We start from the raw sequence: 16,318 nt of genomic DNA, 5'->3' as shown, positions 1-16,318 counted from the left end.
TGGTGACTCCTAGTACGTGCTCATGGCTGAGACGAACTGCTCGCGGGCACGGTGAGTCCGTCGAGCACGATCGTGAGGTATTGCTGGGCAAGGTGTTTCACGGTGATCGAGCCACCGGGGGTGTACCAGCGCACCGCGACCCACACGGTGTCGCGCAGGAAACGGAACGCCAGGTCCACGTCGAGTTCGGGGCGGAAGCTGCCGTCCGCGACACCCGCGGTGAGTACCCGGTGCCACAGGTCACGGAACTCGATGTTGAAGTCGCGGATGTAGGCGAAACGTTCTACGTCGCGCAGGGTTTTGGCTTCGGCCTGGTAGATCGCGACCGCCGCGTGGTGCCGGTCGATCGCCTCGTAGGAGGCAATCACCAAGGCCTCCAAGGTGTCTCGCGAGCTCAGGCCCGCGGCCGCGATTTCGCGGTAGCGGCCGAACAGGTCGTCGAGGAAGCCGCGCAGGATCTCGTCGACCATCGATTCCTTGGAATCGAAATGGTGATAGAGGCTGCCCGAGAGGATGCCCGCCGAGTCGGCGATATCGCGCACCGTGGTGGCGCGCAGGCCGCGTTCGGCGAACAGGTCGGCGGCGAGGTCGAGCAGTTCGGCGCGGCGGGTGCGTTTCACGGTGTCGGGTGCGGTCACGACTGCCATCGTACAACCAAGCACTTGCTTGGTATCGGTGCGGCGGTCATGCGCGCTGACTGCTCACCGAGACCACCTCGCCGGTCAGATACGACGTGTAGTCGCTGGCCAGCATAGCGATGGTGGCCGCCACCTCCCACGGTTCCGCGGCGCGACCGAAAGCCTCACGCTCGCTGAGGTTGTCGAGCAGTTCGGCCGAGGTCACCTTGTCGAGGAAGGGATGCCGGGCGATGCTGGGCGCGACGGCGTTGATCCGCACCCCGAATTCGGCGGCTTCGACCGCGCTGCACCTGGTCAGCGCCATGACGCCGGCCTTCGCGGCGGCGTAGTGGGCTTGGCCGTGCTGGGCGCGCCAGCCCAGGACTGAGGCGTTGTTGACGATCACGCCGCCGTGGCCCGCGGCGCGGAAGTAGGCCAGGGCCGCGCGGGTGCAGCGGAAGGTGCCGGTGAGGGTGATGTCGAAGACCTGGTCCCACTGCTCGTCGGTCATGTCGACGACGGGGGCTTCGCCGCCCAGGCCCGCGTTGTTGACCATGATGTCGATGCGGCCCAGTTCGGCGGCGGCATCGGTGAGCAGCTGGTTGACCTGCGCGGTGTCGCGCACATCGCAGACCACCGCGCCGACCGAGCGCTCCGGGAATTCCTTCGCGAGCATTTCGGCCGTGGCGGTCAATCTTCTTTCGTGCCAATCGGATACGACGACATCGGCACCCTCTTCGAGGAGCCTGCGCGCGGTGGCCGAGCCGATGCCGGTGCCCGCCGCGGCGGTGACCACGGCCTTCCGACCCGCGAGCAGACCGTGCCCGGGGATCGGGGACGGTGCGGTCGACAGCGACGTCGGCGCACCCGAATAGGTCTCCCGGTCGAAACTCTGGTCACTCACGGGCGGACCTCTCGCGGCAGACCGAGCACCCGCTCGGCAATGATGTTGCGCTGCACTTCGTTCGAACCTCCATAGATCGTGTCGGCGCGGCTGAACAGGTACAGCCGCTGCCAGGCGGTCATGTCGTCGGGGCCCAGGATCAGCCCGGTGGCGCCCTGGACGGCCATCGCGAGTTCGCCCAGATCGCGATGCCAGTTGGCCCACAACAACTTCGACACCGACGCACCGCCCACGTCGCCTTCGCTCATGGTGCGCAGGGCGTGCGCGCGCAGGACTTTGAGGCCGACCCACGCGCGGTCGAGGCGGTGCGCGATGAGCGGATCGTCGGCGGCGCCGGTGCGGCGGGCCAGGGCTTCGACATCGGCGAGTTCACGCGCGAAGCGGATCTGTTGGCCCAGAGTGGAGATGCCGCGCTCGAAGGTCAAGGTGCCCATGGCGATTCGCCAGCCGTCGCCGGGCTCGCCCACGACCAGGTCGGCGTCGGTGACGGCGTTGTCGAAGAAGACCTCGTTGAATTCGGAAGTGCCCGTGAGCTGTTCGATCGGACGCACTTCGATGCCCGGTTGGTTCATCGGGACCAGCAGGTAGGACAGGCCGTGGTGGCGGGTCGAGCCGCGTTCGGTGCGGGCGATCACGAAACACCAGTCGGCGACGTGGGCCAGCGACGTCCAGATCTTCTGGCCGTTGATCACCCACTTGTCGCCGTCCAGGCGGGCGGTGGTGCTGACCGCGGCGAGGTCGGAGCCCGCGCCGGGTTCGGAGTAGCCCTGGCACCACAGCTCGTCGACCGAGCGGACGCCGGGCAGGAAGCGTTGCTTCTGCTCCTGCGTACCGAAGGCGAGCAGGGTGGGGCCGAGCAGTTCCTCGCCCACGTGCGAGACCCGCGCGGGGGCGTCGGCCCTGGCGTACTCCTCGTGGAAGATCACCTGCTGGTGCACGCTGGCGCTGCGGCCGCCGTGTTCGACCGGCCAGCCGAGGCAGGTCCAGCCCGCCTTCGCCAGGTGTCGGTCCCACGCGAGACGTTCGTCGAAGAATTCATGTTCGCGGCCGGGTCCGCCGGTTCCGCGCAGGTCAGCGAACTCGCCCGCGAGATTTTCGGCGAGCCATTCGCGGATTTCCGCGCAAAAGGCAGCGTCGGAGGACGCGGTATCGGAATCTGAGGTCTGGATCACACCCACGCCGATAGGATAACCTACCAAGCACTTGCTTTGTTAGCTGCTTCGTCAAGAACAGCGACCGCTCAACGGTGAGGACCCCGTGACACCCCCTCAGACCACCCCGCAGGCGCTGCGGCACATCGCCGCCACGCATCCGCACTCCCCCGCCCTGATCGACGGCGCGACCCGCCTGACCTGGGCGGAACTGCTCGAAGAAGTTCGAACCACCGCCCGCGCCCTGATCGCGCGCGGCATCTCCCCCGGCGATCGGGTGGCGATGTGGGCGCCGAATACGCACCACTGGGTGATCGCCGCGCTGGCCGCGCATTCGGTGGGGGCGGCGCTGGTTCCGCTGAATACCCGGTATGTGGTGGCGGAGGCCGTCGATGTGCTGAGTCGGGTGGGCGCGAAGGCGGTGTTCGTGGCCGGGCCGTTTCTCGGGCGGGATCGGGCGGCGGAACTGCTGGCCGAGGGGCTCGGGATCGGGACGGTCGTGGTGATTCCTGTCGAAGGTGCTGCGCAGGCCACGCCGCGCGAGAGGAGTCTCGACACGTCGCCGACACCGACCTCGGCAGCGCCGCACGAACAGTCCCTGGATGCCTCGCCATCGCAAATCGCGGCGGGCACTGGCCCGATTCCTCCGGCCGAGATCGACGGCGCCACAGCCACGGTGACGTGGGCCGAGCTGGCCCGGTACGCGGCGAGCGTGACCGCCGAAGAAGGCGAACTGCGGGCCGCGCAGGTTTCCCCCGACGACATCTCCGACATCATGTTCACCTCCGGCACGACCGGGCGCAGCAAGGGCACGCTCGTCGCGCACCGGCAGGCACTGGACGTGGTGCGCGGCTGGGTCGACTGCTCCACCCTGCGCGCCGACGACCGGTACCTGGTGATCCCCCCGTTCTTCCACAACTTCGGCTACAAGGCCGGGATCCTCGCGTGCCTGGTCACCGGCGCCACGATCGTCCCGCAGGCCACCTTCGACGTGCCCGCCGCACTGGCTCTGATCGAGTCCGAGCAGATCACCGTGCTCACCGGTCCGCCCACGATCTACCAGACCATCCTGGCCCACCCCCGGCGCGCCGACCGCGACCTGACCTCCCTGCGGGTGGCGGTGACCGGCGCGGCGACCGTGCCGGTGGTGCTGATCGAGCGGATGCGCGACGAACTCGCCTTCGAAGTGGTCATTACCGCCTACGGCCTGTCCGAATCGGCGGGTTTCGGCACCATGTGCCTGCCCTCCGACGACGCGAAAACCATCGCCACCACCTGCGGCGGACCGATCGCCGGGTTCGAACTGCGCCTGTCCGACGCCGGCGAAGTCCTGCTGCGCGGGCCGAACGTGATGTTGGGCTACCTCGACGATCCCGACGCCACCGCCGAGGCCATCGACCCCGACGGCTGGCTACACACCGGCGATATCGGGGTCCTCGACGACCGTGGCTACCTGCGCATCACCGACCGGCTCAAGGACATGTACATCACCGGCGGATTCAACGTGTATCCCGCCGAGATCGAACAGACCCTCGCCAGACTCGACGGTGTCGCCGAGTCGGCCGTGATCGGCGTGCCCGACGAGCGGATGGGCGAAGTCGGCAAGGCCTTCATCGTCCGCGAGCCCGACGCGTCACTGACCGTCGACGCGGTAATCAGTTACGCCACCGCCCAATTGGCGAATTTCAAAGTGCCCAGGCTTGTCGAATTCCGCGACCAGCTGCCCTACAGCGCCGCGGGCAAAGTGCTCAAGCGTGAGCTACGTGAGGAGAAGTCGTGAGTTCTACCGAGACCGAGGTCGTCACCTATGAGGTGCGCGGGACGGTTGCCGTGGTCACCATGAACCGGCCCGAGTTCCGCAACGCCCAGAACTCGCAGATGACCTATGCCCTCGACGCCGCCTTCGTGCGTGCGGTGGAGGACCCCGAGGTCAAGGTAATTGTGTTGGCGGGCAACGGGAAACACTTCAGCGCGGGCCACGACATCGGCACGCCGGGTCGCGACCACGACGTGCACTACGAGAACAAGGCCGCGCTGTGGTGGGACCATATCGACCGTCCCGGTGGTGATCAGCGGTTCGCGCGCGAGTCCGAGGTGTATCTCGGAATGTGCAGGCGCTGGCGGGAGATCCCGAAGCCGGTGGTCGCGATGGTGCAGGGCGCGTGCATCGCGGGCGGGCTGATGCTGGCCTGGGTGTGCGATCTGATCGTGTGCTCCGATGACGCGTTCTTCTCCGATCCTGTTGTGCGAATGGGCATTCCGGGCGTGGAGTACTTCGCGCATCCGTGGGTGATGGGCCCGCGCGCGGCCAAGGAGTTCCTGTTCACCGGGGACCGGTTCGGGGCGGCGCAGGCCAAGGAGTGGGGCATGGTCAACCGGGTCGTGCCGCGCGACGAGCTCGAGTCCGAAGTGATGGCATTGGCCGAAAAGATCTCTGTCATGCCGCAATTCGGGTTGGCGTTGACCAAGAAGGCCGTCAACCAGGCCGAGGATCTGATGGGCATGCGGTCCGGGATGGACTCGGTTTTCGGGCTGCACCATTTCGCACACGCGCACAATGCCGAGGTCGGGGCCGATTCGCTGGGCGGGATGAATGCCCGGTCGATGAAGGCTGCCGCTCCTGAACAGAACGGGACGAAGTAAGTGGATCTCGATATCGACCCGGCTGCCCTGCAGTTCCAACTGGAGGTGCGGGAGTTCCTCGCCGCCAATGTCCCTGCCGAACCGTTGCCCTCTATGGACACCGCGGAAGGCTTTGCCGCACACCGTGAATGGGAGGCGAAGCTGGCGGACGCGCGGTTGTCGGCGGTGTCGTGGCCGCGCGAGTTCGGCGGGCGTGACGCGTCGATCCTGGAATGGGTGCTGTTCGAGCAGGAGTACTACGCCGCGGGCGCGCCGGGGCGGGTCGCGCAGAACGGAATCTTCCTGCTGGCGCCGACGTTGTTCGAACACGGTACGCCCGAACAGTTGTCGCGGATCCTGCCTCGCATGGCACGCGGGGACGACATCTGGGCGCAGGCCTGGTCCGAACCCGAGTCCGGCAGTGACCTCGCGAGCCTGCGATCGACCGCGCGACGCACCGAAGGTGGGTGGCTGCTCAACGGCCAGAAGACGTGGAGTTCCCGTGCGTCCTATGCGGATTGGGCGTTCGGACTGTTCCGCAGCGATCCGGATGCGCAACGTCATCACGGGCTGACCTATGTGATGTTCCCGCTCACCGCGGAAGGTGTGAGCGTGCGGCCGATCCCGCAGCTCGACGGCGAACCCGGCTTCGCGGAGATCTTCCTCGACGACGTGTTCGTGCCCGACTGCGACGTGATCGGCGCGGTCAACGATGGTTGGCGAGTCGCGATGGCGACCTCGAGCAACGAACGCGGCCTGTCCCTGCGCAGCCCCGGCCGGTTCAGCGCCACCGCCCAGAAGTTGATCGACCTGTGGACCGAGACCACCGACCCCAGTGACACCGCTGCCCGAAACGCGGTGGTGGACAGCTGGATCGGCGCCGAGGCCTACCGCCTGCACACGTTCGGCACCGTCACCCGTCTCCAGGACGGCGGCCAGCTCGGCGCGGAGTCCTCGATCACGAAGGTCTTCTGGTCCGACCTCGATATCGCGATGCACGAGACGGCGCTCGACCTGCTGGGCACCGAATACCGCAACACCTGGACCGACGGCTACCTGTTCTCCCTCGCGGGCCCGATCTACGCGGGTACCAACGAGATTCAGCGCAACATCATCGCCGAACGCATCCTTGGCCTGCCTCGCGAGAGCAAGCGATGAACGCGCACTTCATGGTCCAGCTCGAACTTCGGACCGTGCAAGTCAGACAACAGCGGTCCGCGGTCGCCACGACAACGGTTCCCGCGGTCGAGCCGCACCGTCGCGTTCTCGACGCGGACGTCGTCGGCCGCCCTCCCATCGACCGACCCTTCGGCACATTGTCGGCCGCTGATCGGCGTGCCATCGCCCTACCCGGCGACGCTCCGGGGCCTGTATACGCGCTCAGCAATCACTCGGGCCGAATCGCCCTTCCGAACACAGGAGGTCAGCGATGAGATTCGCGCTCAGTACCGAACAGCTCGACTTCGCCGCCGAGCTGCGCAAGATCCTCGATGCCGGTCAGGTGCCCGCCGCGGTGCGCGCCTGGGCCGACGGTGACACCGCCAAGGGGCAGGCGCTGCTGCGGCAGGTCGCTGACATGGGCGTGTTCGGCTTGATCGTCGACGAGAAGTACGACGGTGCGGATGCGACCCCCGTGGACCTCGTCGTCGCGTTGATCGAACTCGGACGCGGCGCAGTGCCCGGTCCGGTGATCGAGTCGGCCGCCGTGATTCCCGCGCTGCTGCAACGACTTCCCGAAGCAGCCCAGCGATGGCTTCCTGCAATCGCCAGCGGTGAAGCCCTGGGCACCATCACCTTCGACACGCAGCGCGGCATCGCTCTCGACGCCGACATCGCCACGCCGGTGCTCGTCGCCGATGTCGGCCGATTGGCAATCGGCGGTGCAGCGACCGGACTGGTCAGCTCTATCGACCCCGCTCGCAGACTGTTTCGCGTCACAGCCGACGAGTTGGTCGCCGACGGGCCCGAGGTCGAGGCTGCCATCGATTACGCCTTCGATACAGGCGTACTAGCCTGCGCCGCACAGCTTCTCGGCGCCGGCCGCTCGATTCTCGAACAGACCACCACCTATGCCAAGCAGCGCAAGCAATTCGGACGCGCCATCGGCGAGTTCCAAGCGGTCAAACAGCAGCTCGCCGACGTGCGGATCGGCCTGGACCTGGCCGAACCACTGCTGTACCGCGCGGCGCTCACCCTGGATTCCACCGACCGGTCCCGCGACGTCTCTGCGGCATTGGTGGCCTGCGGCGACGCAGCCCACCGCGCCGCCCGCGCCGGCCTGCAGGTGCACGGCGCCATCGGCTACACCGCCGAATTCGACCTGTCGCTGTGGCTGACCAGGGTCGCGGCCCTGCGCACCGCCTGGGGCACGGCCGACTTCCACCGCGGCCGGATCGCGACAGCGCTTCGCGAGCACGCCCCTGCCAACGCAGCTCACCAACGCCCCGCGTAACCGCACCACTGCGTCCCACAAGGAAACCCATGTCATCGAATGAACTTCTCGAATTCCGGACTTCTGTGCGGGCCCTGTTGGACAAGCACGCCACGTCGGCGGCGCTGCGTTCGGCGATGGACACCGAGCTCGGGTACGACCCGAAGTTGTGGCGGATGCTGTGCGAACAGGTCGGGGTCGCCGCACTCGCCATTCCGGAGCAGTGGGGTGGTGCGGGAGCTGGGTTGGTCGAATCCCTTTTGGTGGTAGGCGAATTGGGCCGTGTGGTGGCGAGCGTGCCGATGCTCGGGTCGGCCGTGCTCGGGGTGCAGGCGGTGCTGTTGTCGGGTGACGAGCAGGCGTACGCGCGCCTGCTGCCGGACCTCGCGGACGGCTCGCGGACCGCGGCGCTGTGCTGGGCCGATGCCAACGGATGGGACACGCCCGGCGTCACGGCCACGAACGAAACTCTCACCGGGACCGCGCATTACGTGCTCCACGGCGCGCAAGCCGACCTGCTCCTGATCCTGACCGACGACGGCCTCTTCGAAACCACGCCATCCGCCCCCGGCGTCACCAGCACCCCAACCCCCGCCCTCGACCCCACCCGCCAACTCGCCACCATCACCTTCACCAACACCCCCGCCACCCGGATCGGCCCCGCACACGCACAGCCGAACGGCACGGGCGACCTCACCGCCACCGGCAACCACACAACTGCAGAAACCAGCGACCGCAGACCACCGCAGACCACCGACAACCTCGCAAACGCGCAGTCCACCGGCGCCTCACACTCCACCGCAGCCAACAACCCAGCCACCCTCCGCCAGCGATTGCGCGAAATCGCCTGGGCCGCAATCGCCGCCGAACAAGTCGGCGCAGCCCGACACTGCCTCGAGATGACCGTCGAATACACCGCCTCCCGCGTCCAATTCGGCCGCCCCATCGGCAGCTTCCAAGCACTCAAACACCGCATGGCCGACATGTACGTACTGGTCGAGTCCGCGGAATCGGCAGCACTGGCCGCGGCCCAAGCCGTAGCGGAGAACAGCCCGTCCGCCGCGGAGGACGTGTGGGTCGCCCGCACCCACTGCACCGAGGCGTTCTCCCAGGTCGCCGCCGAAACCATCCAATTGCACGGCGGCATCGCCATCACCTGGGAACACGACGCCCACCTGTACTTCAAACGCGCCCACGCCACCGCCGAACTGTTCGGCGCACCACGCCGCCCAGCCACCGTCGCCTAGCCCCCTAGTGCGCAGGCTGTCACTCCGCCGCCGACCGGTCCGCGTCAAGGTCGAACCCGGCGTAATCGACCACTTCGTCGAGTTTCAGTCCGAATTTCGTCTGAAAGCGGCCGAAGTGGTCGATTACGCCGGGTCGTTCGGATGTCGAAGTCGCAGACGTCGCCCCGGAGTAGCGTCGAAACCATGACCGACGACCGACGCGGGCGCGTCAAGGTGGAAACCGGGCAGAAGCGGGTGCGGGTCTACCTGCGCGGGAGGCTGGTGGCCGACACGGTACGCCCCCTGCTCGTCTGGGAAGTCCCCTACTACCCCACCTACTACGTGCCGCTCACCGACGTGCACGCCGACCTGGACCCGAACGGAATCACCGAGCACTCCCCCAGCCGCGGCGACGCGACCGGCTACGACGTCGCGGTAGACGGTCTACGTGCGGAAGGTGCGGCGCTGCGCTACCTCGACTCACCACTGTCGGAACTGAAAGACTCTGTGCGACTGGACATCGCAGCGTTCGATTGGTTCGAAGAAGACGAACAGATCTTCGTCCATCCCCGCGACCCGTACTCGCGCGTGGACATCCTCGGCAGTTCCCGGCATGTCCGGGTGGAAATCGACGGCGTCACCGTCGCGGATTCACACTCGCCGCGCATCTTGTTCGAAACCGGTTTGCCCGCAAGGTATTACCTGCCGCTCACCGATGTACGCATGGACCTGCTGACCCCTTCGGACACGCACACCAGCTGCCCGTACAAGGGCACCGCCGACTACTGGAACGTCCAGGTCGGCGACACCGAGCATCCCGACGTCGTGTGGATCTATCGCACGCCGCTGCCGGAGAGTCAGAAGGTCACGGGGCTGGCGTCCTTCTACAACGAGAAGGTCGACATCTACCTCGACGGGGTGCTGCAGGATCGCCCGCACACGCCGTTCGGCTGATTATCGACCACCGTCTTCGATGTCGAGCAGACCTTCGTCGACCGCCCACTTGATCGACTTATCCAGTGACGGACAGGATTCCGGCCGACCGGGCCGCGCGCCGTGCTCGGTCAGCTGCGCGAAAACGGGGCAGTGCGCGTCGGGCCGCTCAGTCCACTGCACCGAGGTCTGATGCGCGCTGGCCTTGCGCACCAGCACCTGCGCCGAGCACGCCTGACACCGCAGCGGCGTCAAACCCGCGTCGAGATAATGCTGTTTGTCGACCACCGTCTGCGCCCGCACCGCCGCCTGTCGCGCGGGTTGATTCGCGAAATCAGGCGCTTTGGCCCAGGCCGGAGCGAGCCGCGACGGATCGCCGGACCTTTGCGGCTCGCTCGACCTCGGGCTCATCTCACACGCCCGCTTCTTCGGCCTCGGCCTTGCGACGCAAGTTCTCCGCCACCTCGGCCTCCCACGCCTGATTGGCCTTGGTCGTATCGACTTCGAATTCGAAGCGCTGGGTCATCTTCTCGGTGACGTCGGCGACGTCGACGTAGAACTGCTCGTACCAGCGTCGCAGCTGGTAGACCGGGCCGTCCTCCTCGCACAGCAGCGGGTTCTCGACCTTGGACTTGTGCTTCCAGATCTCCACGTCCTGCAGGAAACCGTCGCCGAAGAACTTGGCCATGGTCTGCGCCAGCTTCTGCGCGGCCTCGTCGGGCAGGCCCTTGGGCTTCTCGACGGACAGGCCCCACTGCAGCACGAACGAATCCTGGCTGACCGGATAGTGGCAGTTGATCAGCTGGACCTTGATCTCGTACCCGCTGTAGATGTTGACCAGCGGATTGATCATGTACGACGGCCCGAAGTACGACGCCTCCGATTTCAGCAGCGTCTCACCGCCGTGCTTGGCCGCCATGCCGATGTCGGGCCGGCCCTTGGTCTCCAGGAACTGGGTCGCCACATGGCCTTCGAAGACGTTCTTGAAGTACGTCGGGAAGGCGTAGTGGATGTAGAAGAAGTGCGCCATGTCCACGACGTTGTCGATGATCTCGCGGCAGTTGGCGCCCTCGATCTTCAACGTATCCCACGTCCAGTCGGTCCAACCGCTGTCGTGGGTTTCGCTGGGGTTGCCGTGTTCGTCGGTGTACGGGCCCTCGATGTGCGGGATCGTGACCTCGTCGGGGGGCTGGTTGCCCTCGTGGTCGTGCCAGATGAACAGCTGACCATTGCGTTCCAGCGTGGTCCATTTCCTGGTGCGGGCCAGCGGCGGCACGCGGCGCGCGTACGGAATCGCGGTGCACTTGCCGCTCGCACCCCAGCGCCAATCGTGGAACGGGCAGGCGATGTCGTCGCCCTTCACCGTGCCCATGCTCAGGTCGCCGCCCATGTGCCTGCAGTAGGCGTCGAGCACGCGGATCTCGTCGGTGGTGTCGGTCCACACCACGAGCTTGGTCCCGAAGATCTCGATCGCGTGCGGCTTCCCGTCGCGGAAGGTCGACGCCAGACCGACACAGTGCCAGCCCCGCGCGAACCGCGTCGGCGGTGCGCCGACATCGAGTTCCCTCACCTTGCCTGCCATATCGAACCCTCCTCGTTCACTAGAACACGTTACAAAACGGAGCCGCTTCACGCTAGTTATCCAGCGAAGTTCTCCGTTGACCCCTGTTATATCCGAGGTAGGCCGATCTTCTCGACAGAAACGAGAACCTGTTCTAATCTCAGAGGCGAATAGAACCGGTTGTCGATCCGACAAGGCAGGAGCGGGCTCCCACATGACGCAAGAAGTAATCGAACGGGTCGAGGCACTGCTGCCGACCCTGCGTGAACGCGCGCAGGAGGCCGAAGACCTGCGCCGCATCCCCGACGAGACCATGAAAGCGCTGCAAGACACCGGATTCTTCCGGCTGCTGCAGCCCAAGCAGTGGGGCGGGCACGCGGCCGACCCGGTGATCTTCTACGACACCGTGCGCAAGATCGCCAGCGCCTGCGGGTCCACCGGCTGGGTGGCCGGCATCATCGGCGTGCACAACTGGCACCTGGCGCTGTTCGATCAGCAGGCCCAGGAAGACGTGTGGGGCGACGACACCGATGTGCGCATCTCGTCGTCGTACGCGCCCATGGGTGCAGGTCAGGCGGTTGAAGGCGGCTACCTCGTGCGCGGATCGTGGGCCTGGTCCTCGGGTTCGGATCACGCCACCTGGGCGGTGCTGGGCGGTCCGGTGATCAAGAACGGCAAGCCGGTCGACTTCGGCAGCTTCCTGATCCCGCGTTCGGACTACCGCGTCGACGACGTGTGGAACGTGGTCGGGCTGCGTGGCACCGGGTCCAATACCGTTGTGGTGGAAGACGTTTTCGTGCCCGCGCATCGGTTCCTGAGCTTCCGCGCGATGAGCGAGGGGCGTTCGCCGGGTCTGGCGCAGAATCCTGACACTGTGTACAAGATGCCGTGGGGGACAATCCATCCCACCACCATCTCGGCACCGATCGTCGGAATGGGTTACGGCGCTTACGAAGCGCATGTCGAGCATCAGGGCAAGCGGGTTCGCGCGGCTTACGCGGGCGAGAACGCCAAGGACGATCCGTTCGCGAAAGTTCGTGTGGCGGAAGCCTCTTCGGATATCGATGCGGCGTGGCGTCAGCTGTCGGGCAATGTGGCCGACGAGTACGCGCTGCTGCTCGCGGGCGAGGAAGTGCCGTTCGACCTGCGGGTTCGTGCCCGTCGCGATCAGGTGCGGGCGACCGGCCGGGTGATCGCTTCGATCGACAAGCTCTTCGAGTCCTCCGGTGCGACCGCACTTGCCAATGGCACTCCACTGCAGCGCTTTTGGCGTGACGCGCACGCCGGGCGAGTGCACGCGGCCAACGATCCCGAGCGGGCCTACGTCATGTACGGCACGCACGAGTTCGGGCTGCCCGTCACCGACGCCATGGTGTAGCCGATGAACCTCACTGCATGCTCGGCGCAGGTCACCGCAGAAGGGCGCAGCCGATGACCGCGACCGCTGAACTCACGTACGAATCGACGTCACGCTTCGCGCAGGTGACTCCCGATCTGAAGCTGCACTATCACGAAGCTGGCGTCGGCAACGGCCCCACGATCGTGCTGCTGCACGGCGGCGGACCCGGCGCGTCGGCGTGGTCGAACTTCGCCCGCAATATTCCGGTGCTGGCGCAGCACTTCCATGTGATCGCGCCCGACCAGCCCGGATACGGCAAGTCCGACAAGCCGATCGATCACCCGCAGTACTTCGTGCACAGCTCCAACGCCCTGCTCGCCCTGCTGGACCACCTCGACATCACCGACCGCGTGCACCTGCTGGGCAACTCGCTCGGCGGCGGCGCGTCGGTGCGTTTCGCGCTCGACAACCCCACGCGCGCAGGCAAACTCGTGCTGATGGGTCCGGGCGGGCTGAGCACCAACCTGTTCGCGCCCGACCCGACCGAGGGCGTGCGACTGCTGTCGCGCTTCACCTACGAACCCACCAGGGACAACCTGGAGAAGTTCCTGCGGATCATGGTGTTCGACCAGTCGCTGGTCACCGACGAGCTGATCGACGAGCGGTTCGCGCTGGCCAACACCCCCGAGTCGCTGGCCGCGATGAAGGCGATGGGCAAGTCCTTCGCCGGCGCGGATTTCGAAAAGGGGATGCTCTGGCGCGACGCGTACAAACTGCGTCAGCCGGTGCTGCTGATCTGGGGACGCGAGGATCGGGTGAACCCTCTGGACGGTGCGCTCGTAGCCACCAAGGTGATCCCGCGCGTCCAGCTGCATGTGTTCGGCGGCTGTGGGCATTGGGCACAGCTGGAGAAGTTCGATGAGTTCAACCGGCTCACCGTCGATTTCCTCGGGGAGAAGTGATGAGCATTCGTGCCCTGGGCTACATGCGCATCGAGGCCACCGACATGGCGGCCTGGCGCGAGTACGGCCTCAAGGTGCTGGGCATGATGGAGGGCACGGGGCTGAACCCCGACGCGCTCTACCTGCGCATGGACGATTTCGCCGCGCGCCTGGTGATCGTGCCCGGCGAGCAGGACCGGCTGCTGGTCTCGGGCTGGGAAGTCACCGACGCCCGCGGCCTGCAGCAGCTGCGCGAGACCTTGGCCAAGGCCGGGGTCGCCTTCACCGAAGGCACCAAAGATGAGCTCGGCGAGCGCCGCGTCGAAGGCATGATCCGGTTCCAGGACCCGTCCGGGAACACTCTCGAGGCGTTCTACGGCGCGCAGTACCTGGGCCGCCGTTTCGTGAGCCCCTACGGCCACAAGTTCGTGACCGCCGAGCAGGGCCTTGGCCACGTGGTGCTGACCTGCACCGACGATGCCGCAGCCCAGGCGTTCTACCAGGACGTGCTCGGCTTCCGGCTACGCGACTCCATGCGGCTACCCCCGCAGATGGTCGGCCGCCCCGCCGACGGCGACCCCGCCTGGCTGCGGTTCTACGGCTGCAACCCGCGCCACCACGCGCTGGCGTTCCTGCCGCTGCCCAACCCGACCGGCATCGTGCACCTCATGGTCGAAGTGGAGAACTCCGACGACGTCGGCTTGTGCCTGGACCGGGCCAACCGCAAGAAGGTGAAGATGTCGGCCACGCTCGGCCGACACATCAACGACAAGATGCTGTCGTTCTACATGAAGACTCCCGGCGGCTTCGACATCGAATTCGGTTGCGAGGGTTTGGAAGTCGACGACCGCGACTGGGTCGCCCGCGAATCGACCGCGGTCAGCCTGTGGGGTCACGACTTCACCGTCGGATTTCGGCAGCAATAGCAATGGCGGCGAGGGATATGACAATCGACGGCAGACAATTTCGCACGGTACTCGGGCAGTTCTGCACGGGCATCACCGTGATCACCGCGCTGGACCCCGACGGTGAACCCATCGGCTTCGCCTGCCAATCCTTCGCCGCCCTCTCGCTCGACCCGCCGCTGGTGCTGTTCTGCCCCACCAAAGGCTCACGCTCCTGGGCGGCGATCGAGGCCGCGGGCAAGTTCTGCGTCAACGTCCTGTCCGAAGAACAACAACCGGCCTGCGCCCGCTTCGGCTCCCGCGAACCCGACAAGTTCGCCGGAGTCGCTTGGCACACATCGGAATTGAGCATCCCTGTGCTGGCCAACTCCCTTGCCACCATCGAATGCACAGTCGACTCGGTAGTAGACGGCGGCGACCACCACATCGTCATCGGCCGCGTCCAAGCCCTCTCCGAATCCGACCCCACCGCAGGCCGCCCCCTGTTGTTCTACCGAGGCCAATACACCGGCATAGAACCAGACAAAACCACCCCCGCCCCCTGGCGAGCCGACCTGGACCACTTCCTCACCACCACCAGCCTCGACACCTGGCTCTGAGCCCCGGGGTAGTCCCCGCTGGACAGTTGATCACCAGGCTTTGGTGCAGAATCTCTCTCGCACGATGTTTGCGTGAGAGCCTGGTGATCCATCGTCCAACTGGGCGCCCTGGGCATTCAGGGCCGCCATCACGCGGTCGATGACGATATAGGGCCGGTTGCGCAGGAGATCGGCGCCTACACGGACGATCAGCCAGCCCTGCTCGGCCAGGACGGCGAGGCGGTCGATGTCCTTGGTGCGCTGCGCTGTGTCGGTCCAGTGCTGAGCACCGTCGTATTCGACTGCCACGCGCCATTTCTCCCAGCCCATATCCAGGCGGGCCACGAATTCGCCGCCGACATCGCGGACCACGATCTGAGTGGTGGGTACCGGGAGTCCGTGATCGATCAATAGCAGACGGGTCAGCGATTCTTGCGGCGATTCGGCGCCCGCGTCGACCAGTCCGAGCACGGCGTGTACCCGCGCGGAGCCGCGCGATCCACGGCAGCCTTCGGCGAAAGCCGCCACCGTCGACGGGTCGAGCCGGGTCGCGCGGCACAGGGCATCGAGGGCGGGGACGGCCTGGTCGCGGGGCAGTCGGCGGGCCAGGTCGAACGCGGTGCGGGTCGGCGTCGTGACAGGGTAGCCGTCGACCTCGCACCGCTCATGACGGGCGAGTTCGGCCTGCACGACAGTGATTCCAGGCGGCGGACGACGATGTCGTGGCAGGGCTATCTCCGCCGGTTGATCGGCATCGACATACGCGCTGCCCAGCAAAGCCGCGGCAGACCGGCCGACCAGCACACCCGTGCCTTTGGTCCAGTGGACCGCCGCTTTGGCCCTGGCTATCGGATCGAGCGGTCGACCTCTTCGCCAGTACACGTCCGGCGCGATCCGATCGAAGTCATGCCGCAACTGATGGCGCGTGACCACCCCCGCGCCCACCGCCCACGACCCGATAAACGGTTCATCGAATTCCCCCATACTTCGAGATAGTGCTCCACCCCACCGACAAGTTCTGTCGGAGGGCGTGCGCGGGCCGCCGCGAACAGTAAGTCGCTACGCCCAGCGGCCCCGACCATATTCTCGCGCCCGAACCCCCGCCCATCA

General features: G+C 66.5%; 16 protein-coding genes. 10 read left to right on the top strand and 6 right to left on the bottom strand.

The features are described 5' to 3' along the window. Positions 1–20: 20 nt before the first annotated feature. The 3 genes from ACFWVD_RS07235 to ACFWVD_RS07225 are packed head-to-tail and all read right to left on the bottom strand — an operon-like array spanning position 21 to position 2,699. Positions 21–647, bottom strand: coding sequence for a TetR/AcrR family transcriptional regulator (locus ACFWVD_RS07235; protein WP_379241133.1), 627 nt, complete (start codon positions 645–647; stop codon positions 21–23). Positions 648–684: 37 nt separating this feature from the next. Further along, positions 685–1,470 (bottom strand): SDR family oxidoreductase, encoded by a 786-nt coding sequence (locus ACFWVD_RS07230; protein WP_379241544.1) that lies wholly within the window; start codon positions 1,468–1,470, stop codon positions 685–687. A gap of 47 nt (positions 1,471–1,517) precedes the next feature. Continuing rightward, entirely contained in the window at positions 1,518–2,699 is a 1,182-nt protein-coding gene (locus tag ACFWVD_RS07225; RefSeq protein ID WP_379241132.1) for an acyl-CoA dehydrogenase family protein, read from the bottom strand. A gap of 79 nt (positions 2,700–2,778) precedes the next feature. Here ACFWVD_RS07225 and ACFWVD_RS07220 point away from each other — a divergent pair, with 79 nt between their 5' ends. The 6 genes from ACFWVD_RS07220 (at position 2,779) to ACFWVD_RS07195 (ending at position 9,905) form a co-directional block, all read left to right on the top strand. Further along, positions 2,779–4,452, top strand: coding sequence for an AMP-binding protein (locus ACFWVD_RS07220; RefSeq protein WP_379241131.1), 1,674 nt, complete (start codon positions 2,779–2,781; stop codon positions 4,450–4,452). Further along, on the top strand, positions 4,449–5,315 hold the full coding sequence (locus tag ACFWVD_RS07215) for an enoyl-CoA hydratase (RefSeq protein ID WP_379241130.1): 867 nt from the start codon (positions 4,449–4,451) through the stop codon (positions 5,313–5,315). The genes ACFWVD_RS07220 and ACFWVD_RS07215 overlap by 4 nt, the downstream gene beginning before the upstream one ends. Next, on the top strand, positions 5,316–6,452 hold the full coding sequence (locus ACFWVD_RS07210) for an acyl-CoA dehydrogenase family protein (protein ID WP_379241129.1): 1,137 nt from the start codon (positions 5,316–5,318) through the stop codon (positions 6,450–6,452). It begins immediately after the preceding gene. Between the two features lie 271 nt (positions 6,453–6,723). Next, a complete protein-coding gene (locus ACFWVD_RS07205; protein ID WP_379241128.1) occupies positions 6,724–7,746 on the top strand; it encodes an acyl-CoA dehydrogenase family protein in 1,023 nt (340 codons plus the stop codon). A gap of 29 nt (positions 7,747–7,775) precedes the next feature. Further along, entirely contained in the window at positions 7,776–8,972 is a 1,197-nt protein-coding gene (locus ACFWVD_RS07200; RefSeq protein WP_379241127.1) for an acyl-CoA dehydrogenase family protein, read from the top strand. 183 nt (positions 8,973–9,155) lie between these two features. Next, complete coding sequence (locus ACFWVD_RS07195) at positions 9,156–9,905, top strand: DUF427 domain-containing protein (protein WP_379241126.1); 750 nt, start codon at positions 9,156–9,158, stop codon at positions 9,903–9,905. On the opposite strand, the gene ACFWVD_RS07190 is transcribed toward ACFWVD_RS07195, so the two are convergent. Then, positions 9,906–10,295: a hypothetical protein gene (locus tag ACFWVD_RS07190; protein ID WP_379241125.1), complete on the bottom strand. Its 390-nt coding sequence runs from the start codon at positions 10,293–10,295 to the stop codon at positions 9,906–9,908. 1 nt (position 10,296) lies between these two features. Beyond that, positions 10,297–11,466, bottom strand: coding sequence for a Rieske 2Fe-2S domain-containing protein (locus tag ACFWVD_RS07185; RefSeq protein ID WP_379241124.1), 1,170 nt, complete (start codon positions 11,464–11,466; stop codon positions 10,297–10,299). Between the two features lie 193 nt (positions 11,467–11,659). On the opposite strand from ACFWVD_RS07185, the gene hsaA reads away from it, so the two are divergent. Genes hsaA through hsaB form a run of 4 tightly spaced genes read left to right on the top strand, consistent with a single transcriptional unit; the run spans position 11,660 to position 15,229 of the window. Then, complete coding sequence (gene hsaA, locus ACFWVD_RS07180; protein WP_379241122.1) at positions 11,660–12,823, top strand: 3-hydroxy-9,10-secoandrosta-1,3,5(10)-triene-9,17-dione monooxygenase oxygenase subunit; 1,164 nt, start codon at positions 11,660–11,662, stop codon at positions 12,821–12,823. A gap of 53 nt (positions 12,824–12,876) precedes the next feature. Beyond that, positions 12,877–13,746, top strand: a complete 870-nt coding sequence (hsaD, locus tag ACFWVD_RS07175; protein ID WP_379241121.1) for a 4,5:9,10-diseco-3-hydroxy-5,9,17-trioxoandrosta-1(10),2-diene-4-oate hydrolase — start codon at positions 12,877–12,879, stop codon at positions 13,744–13,746. Further along, positions 13,743–14,651, top strand: a complete 909-nt coding sequence (hsaC, locus tag ACFWVD_RS07170; protein ID WP_379241120.1) for an iron-dependent extradiol dioxygenase HsaC — start codon at positions 13,743–13,745, stop codon at positions 14,649–14,651. The genes hsaD and hsaC overlap by 4 nt, the downstream gene beginning before the upstream one ends. Positions 14,652–14,668: 17 nt before the next feature. Continuing rightward, complete coding sequence (hsaB, locus tag ACFWVD_RS07165; protein ID WP_379241119.1) at positions 14,669–15,229, top strand: 3-hydroxy-9,10-secoandrosta-1,3,5(10)-triene-9,17-dione monooxygenase reductase subunit; 561 nt, start codon at positions 14,669–14,671, stop codon at positions 15,227–15,229. Positions 15,230–15,259: 30 nt separating this feature from the next. Here the strand turns inward: hsaB and ACFWVD_RS07160 are convergent, their stop codons facing one another. Next, the gene (locus ACFWVD_RS07160; RefSeq protein WP_379241118.1) at positions 15,260–16,192 is read right to left on the bottom strand and encodes a DUF559 domain-containing protein; all 933 of its coding nucleotides are present in this window, start codon (positions 16,190–16,192) and stop codon (positions 15,260–15,262) included. Between the last annotated feature and the right edge of the window lie 126 nt (positions 16,193–16,318).

The sequence above is a fragment of the Nocardia sp. NPDC058666 genome (assembly GCF_042714895.1).
Taxonomy (GTDB): Bacteria; Actinomycetota; Actinomycetes; order Mycobacteriales; family Mycobacteriaceae; genus Nocardia.
This window is presented reverse-complemented; position numbering and strand designations above follow the sequence as displayed.

What these genes read in the sequence shown, in the direction of transcription:
- hsaB (WP_379241119.1), top strand. Translation starts at nt 14,669, where the DNA reads ATGACAATCGACGGCAGACAATTTCGCACGGTACTCGGGCAGTTCTGC.
- hsaD (WP_379241121.1), top strand. Translation starts at nt 12,877, where the DNA reads ATGACCGCGACCGCTGAACTCACGTACGAATCGACGTCACGCTTCGCG.
- ACFWVD_RS07190 (WP_379241125.1), bottom strand. Translation starts at nt 10,295, where the DNA reads ATGAGCCCGAGGTCGAGCGAGCCGCAAAGGTCCGGCGATCCGTCGCGG.
- ACFWVD_RS07205 (WP_379241128.1), top strand. Translation starts at nt 6,724, where the DNA reads ATGAGATTCGCGCTCAGTACCGAACAGCTCGACTTCGCCGCCGAGCTG.
- ACFWVD_RS07195 (WP_379241126.1), top strand. Translation starts at nt 9,156, where the DNA reads ATGACCGACGACCGACGCGGGCGCGTCAAGGTGGAAACCGGGCAGAAG.
- ACFWVD_RS07200 (WP_379241127.1), top strand. Translation starts at nt 7,776, where the DNA reads ATGTCATCGAATGAACTTCTCGAATTCCGGACTTCTGTGCGGGCCCTG.
- ACFWVD_RS07185 (WP_379241124.1), bottom strand. Translation starts at nt 11,466, where the DNA reads ATGGCAGGCAAGGTGAGGGAACTCGATGTCGGCGCACCGCCGACGCGG.
- hsaA (WP_379241122.1), top strand. Translation starts at nt 11,660, where the DNA reads ATGACGCAAGAAGTAATCGAACGGGTCGAGGCACTGCTGCCGACCCTG.
- ACFWVD_RS07160 (WP_379241118.1), bottom strand. Translation starts at nt 16,192, where the DNA reads ATGGGGGAATTCGATGAACCGTTTATCGGGTCGTGGGCGGTGGGCGCG.
- ACFWVD_RS07235 (WP_379241133.1), bottom strand. Translation starts at nt 647, where the DNA reads ATGGCAGTCGTGACCGCACCCGACACCGTGAAACGCACCCGCCGCGCC.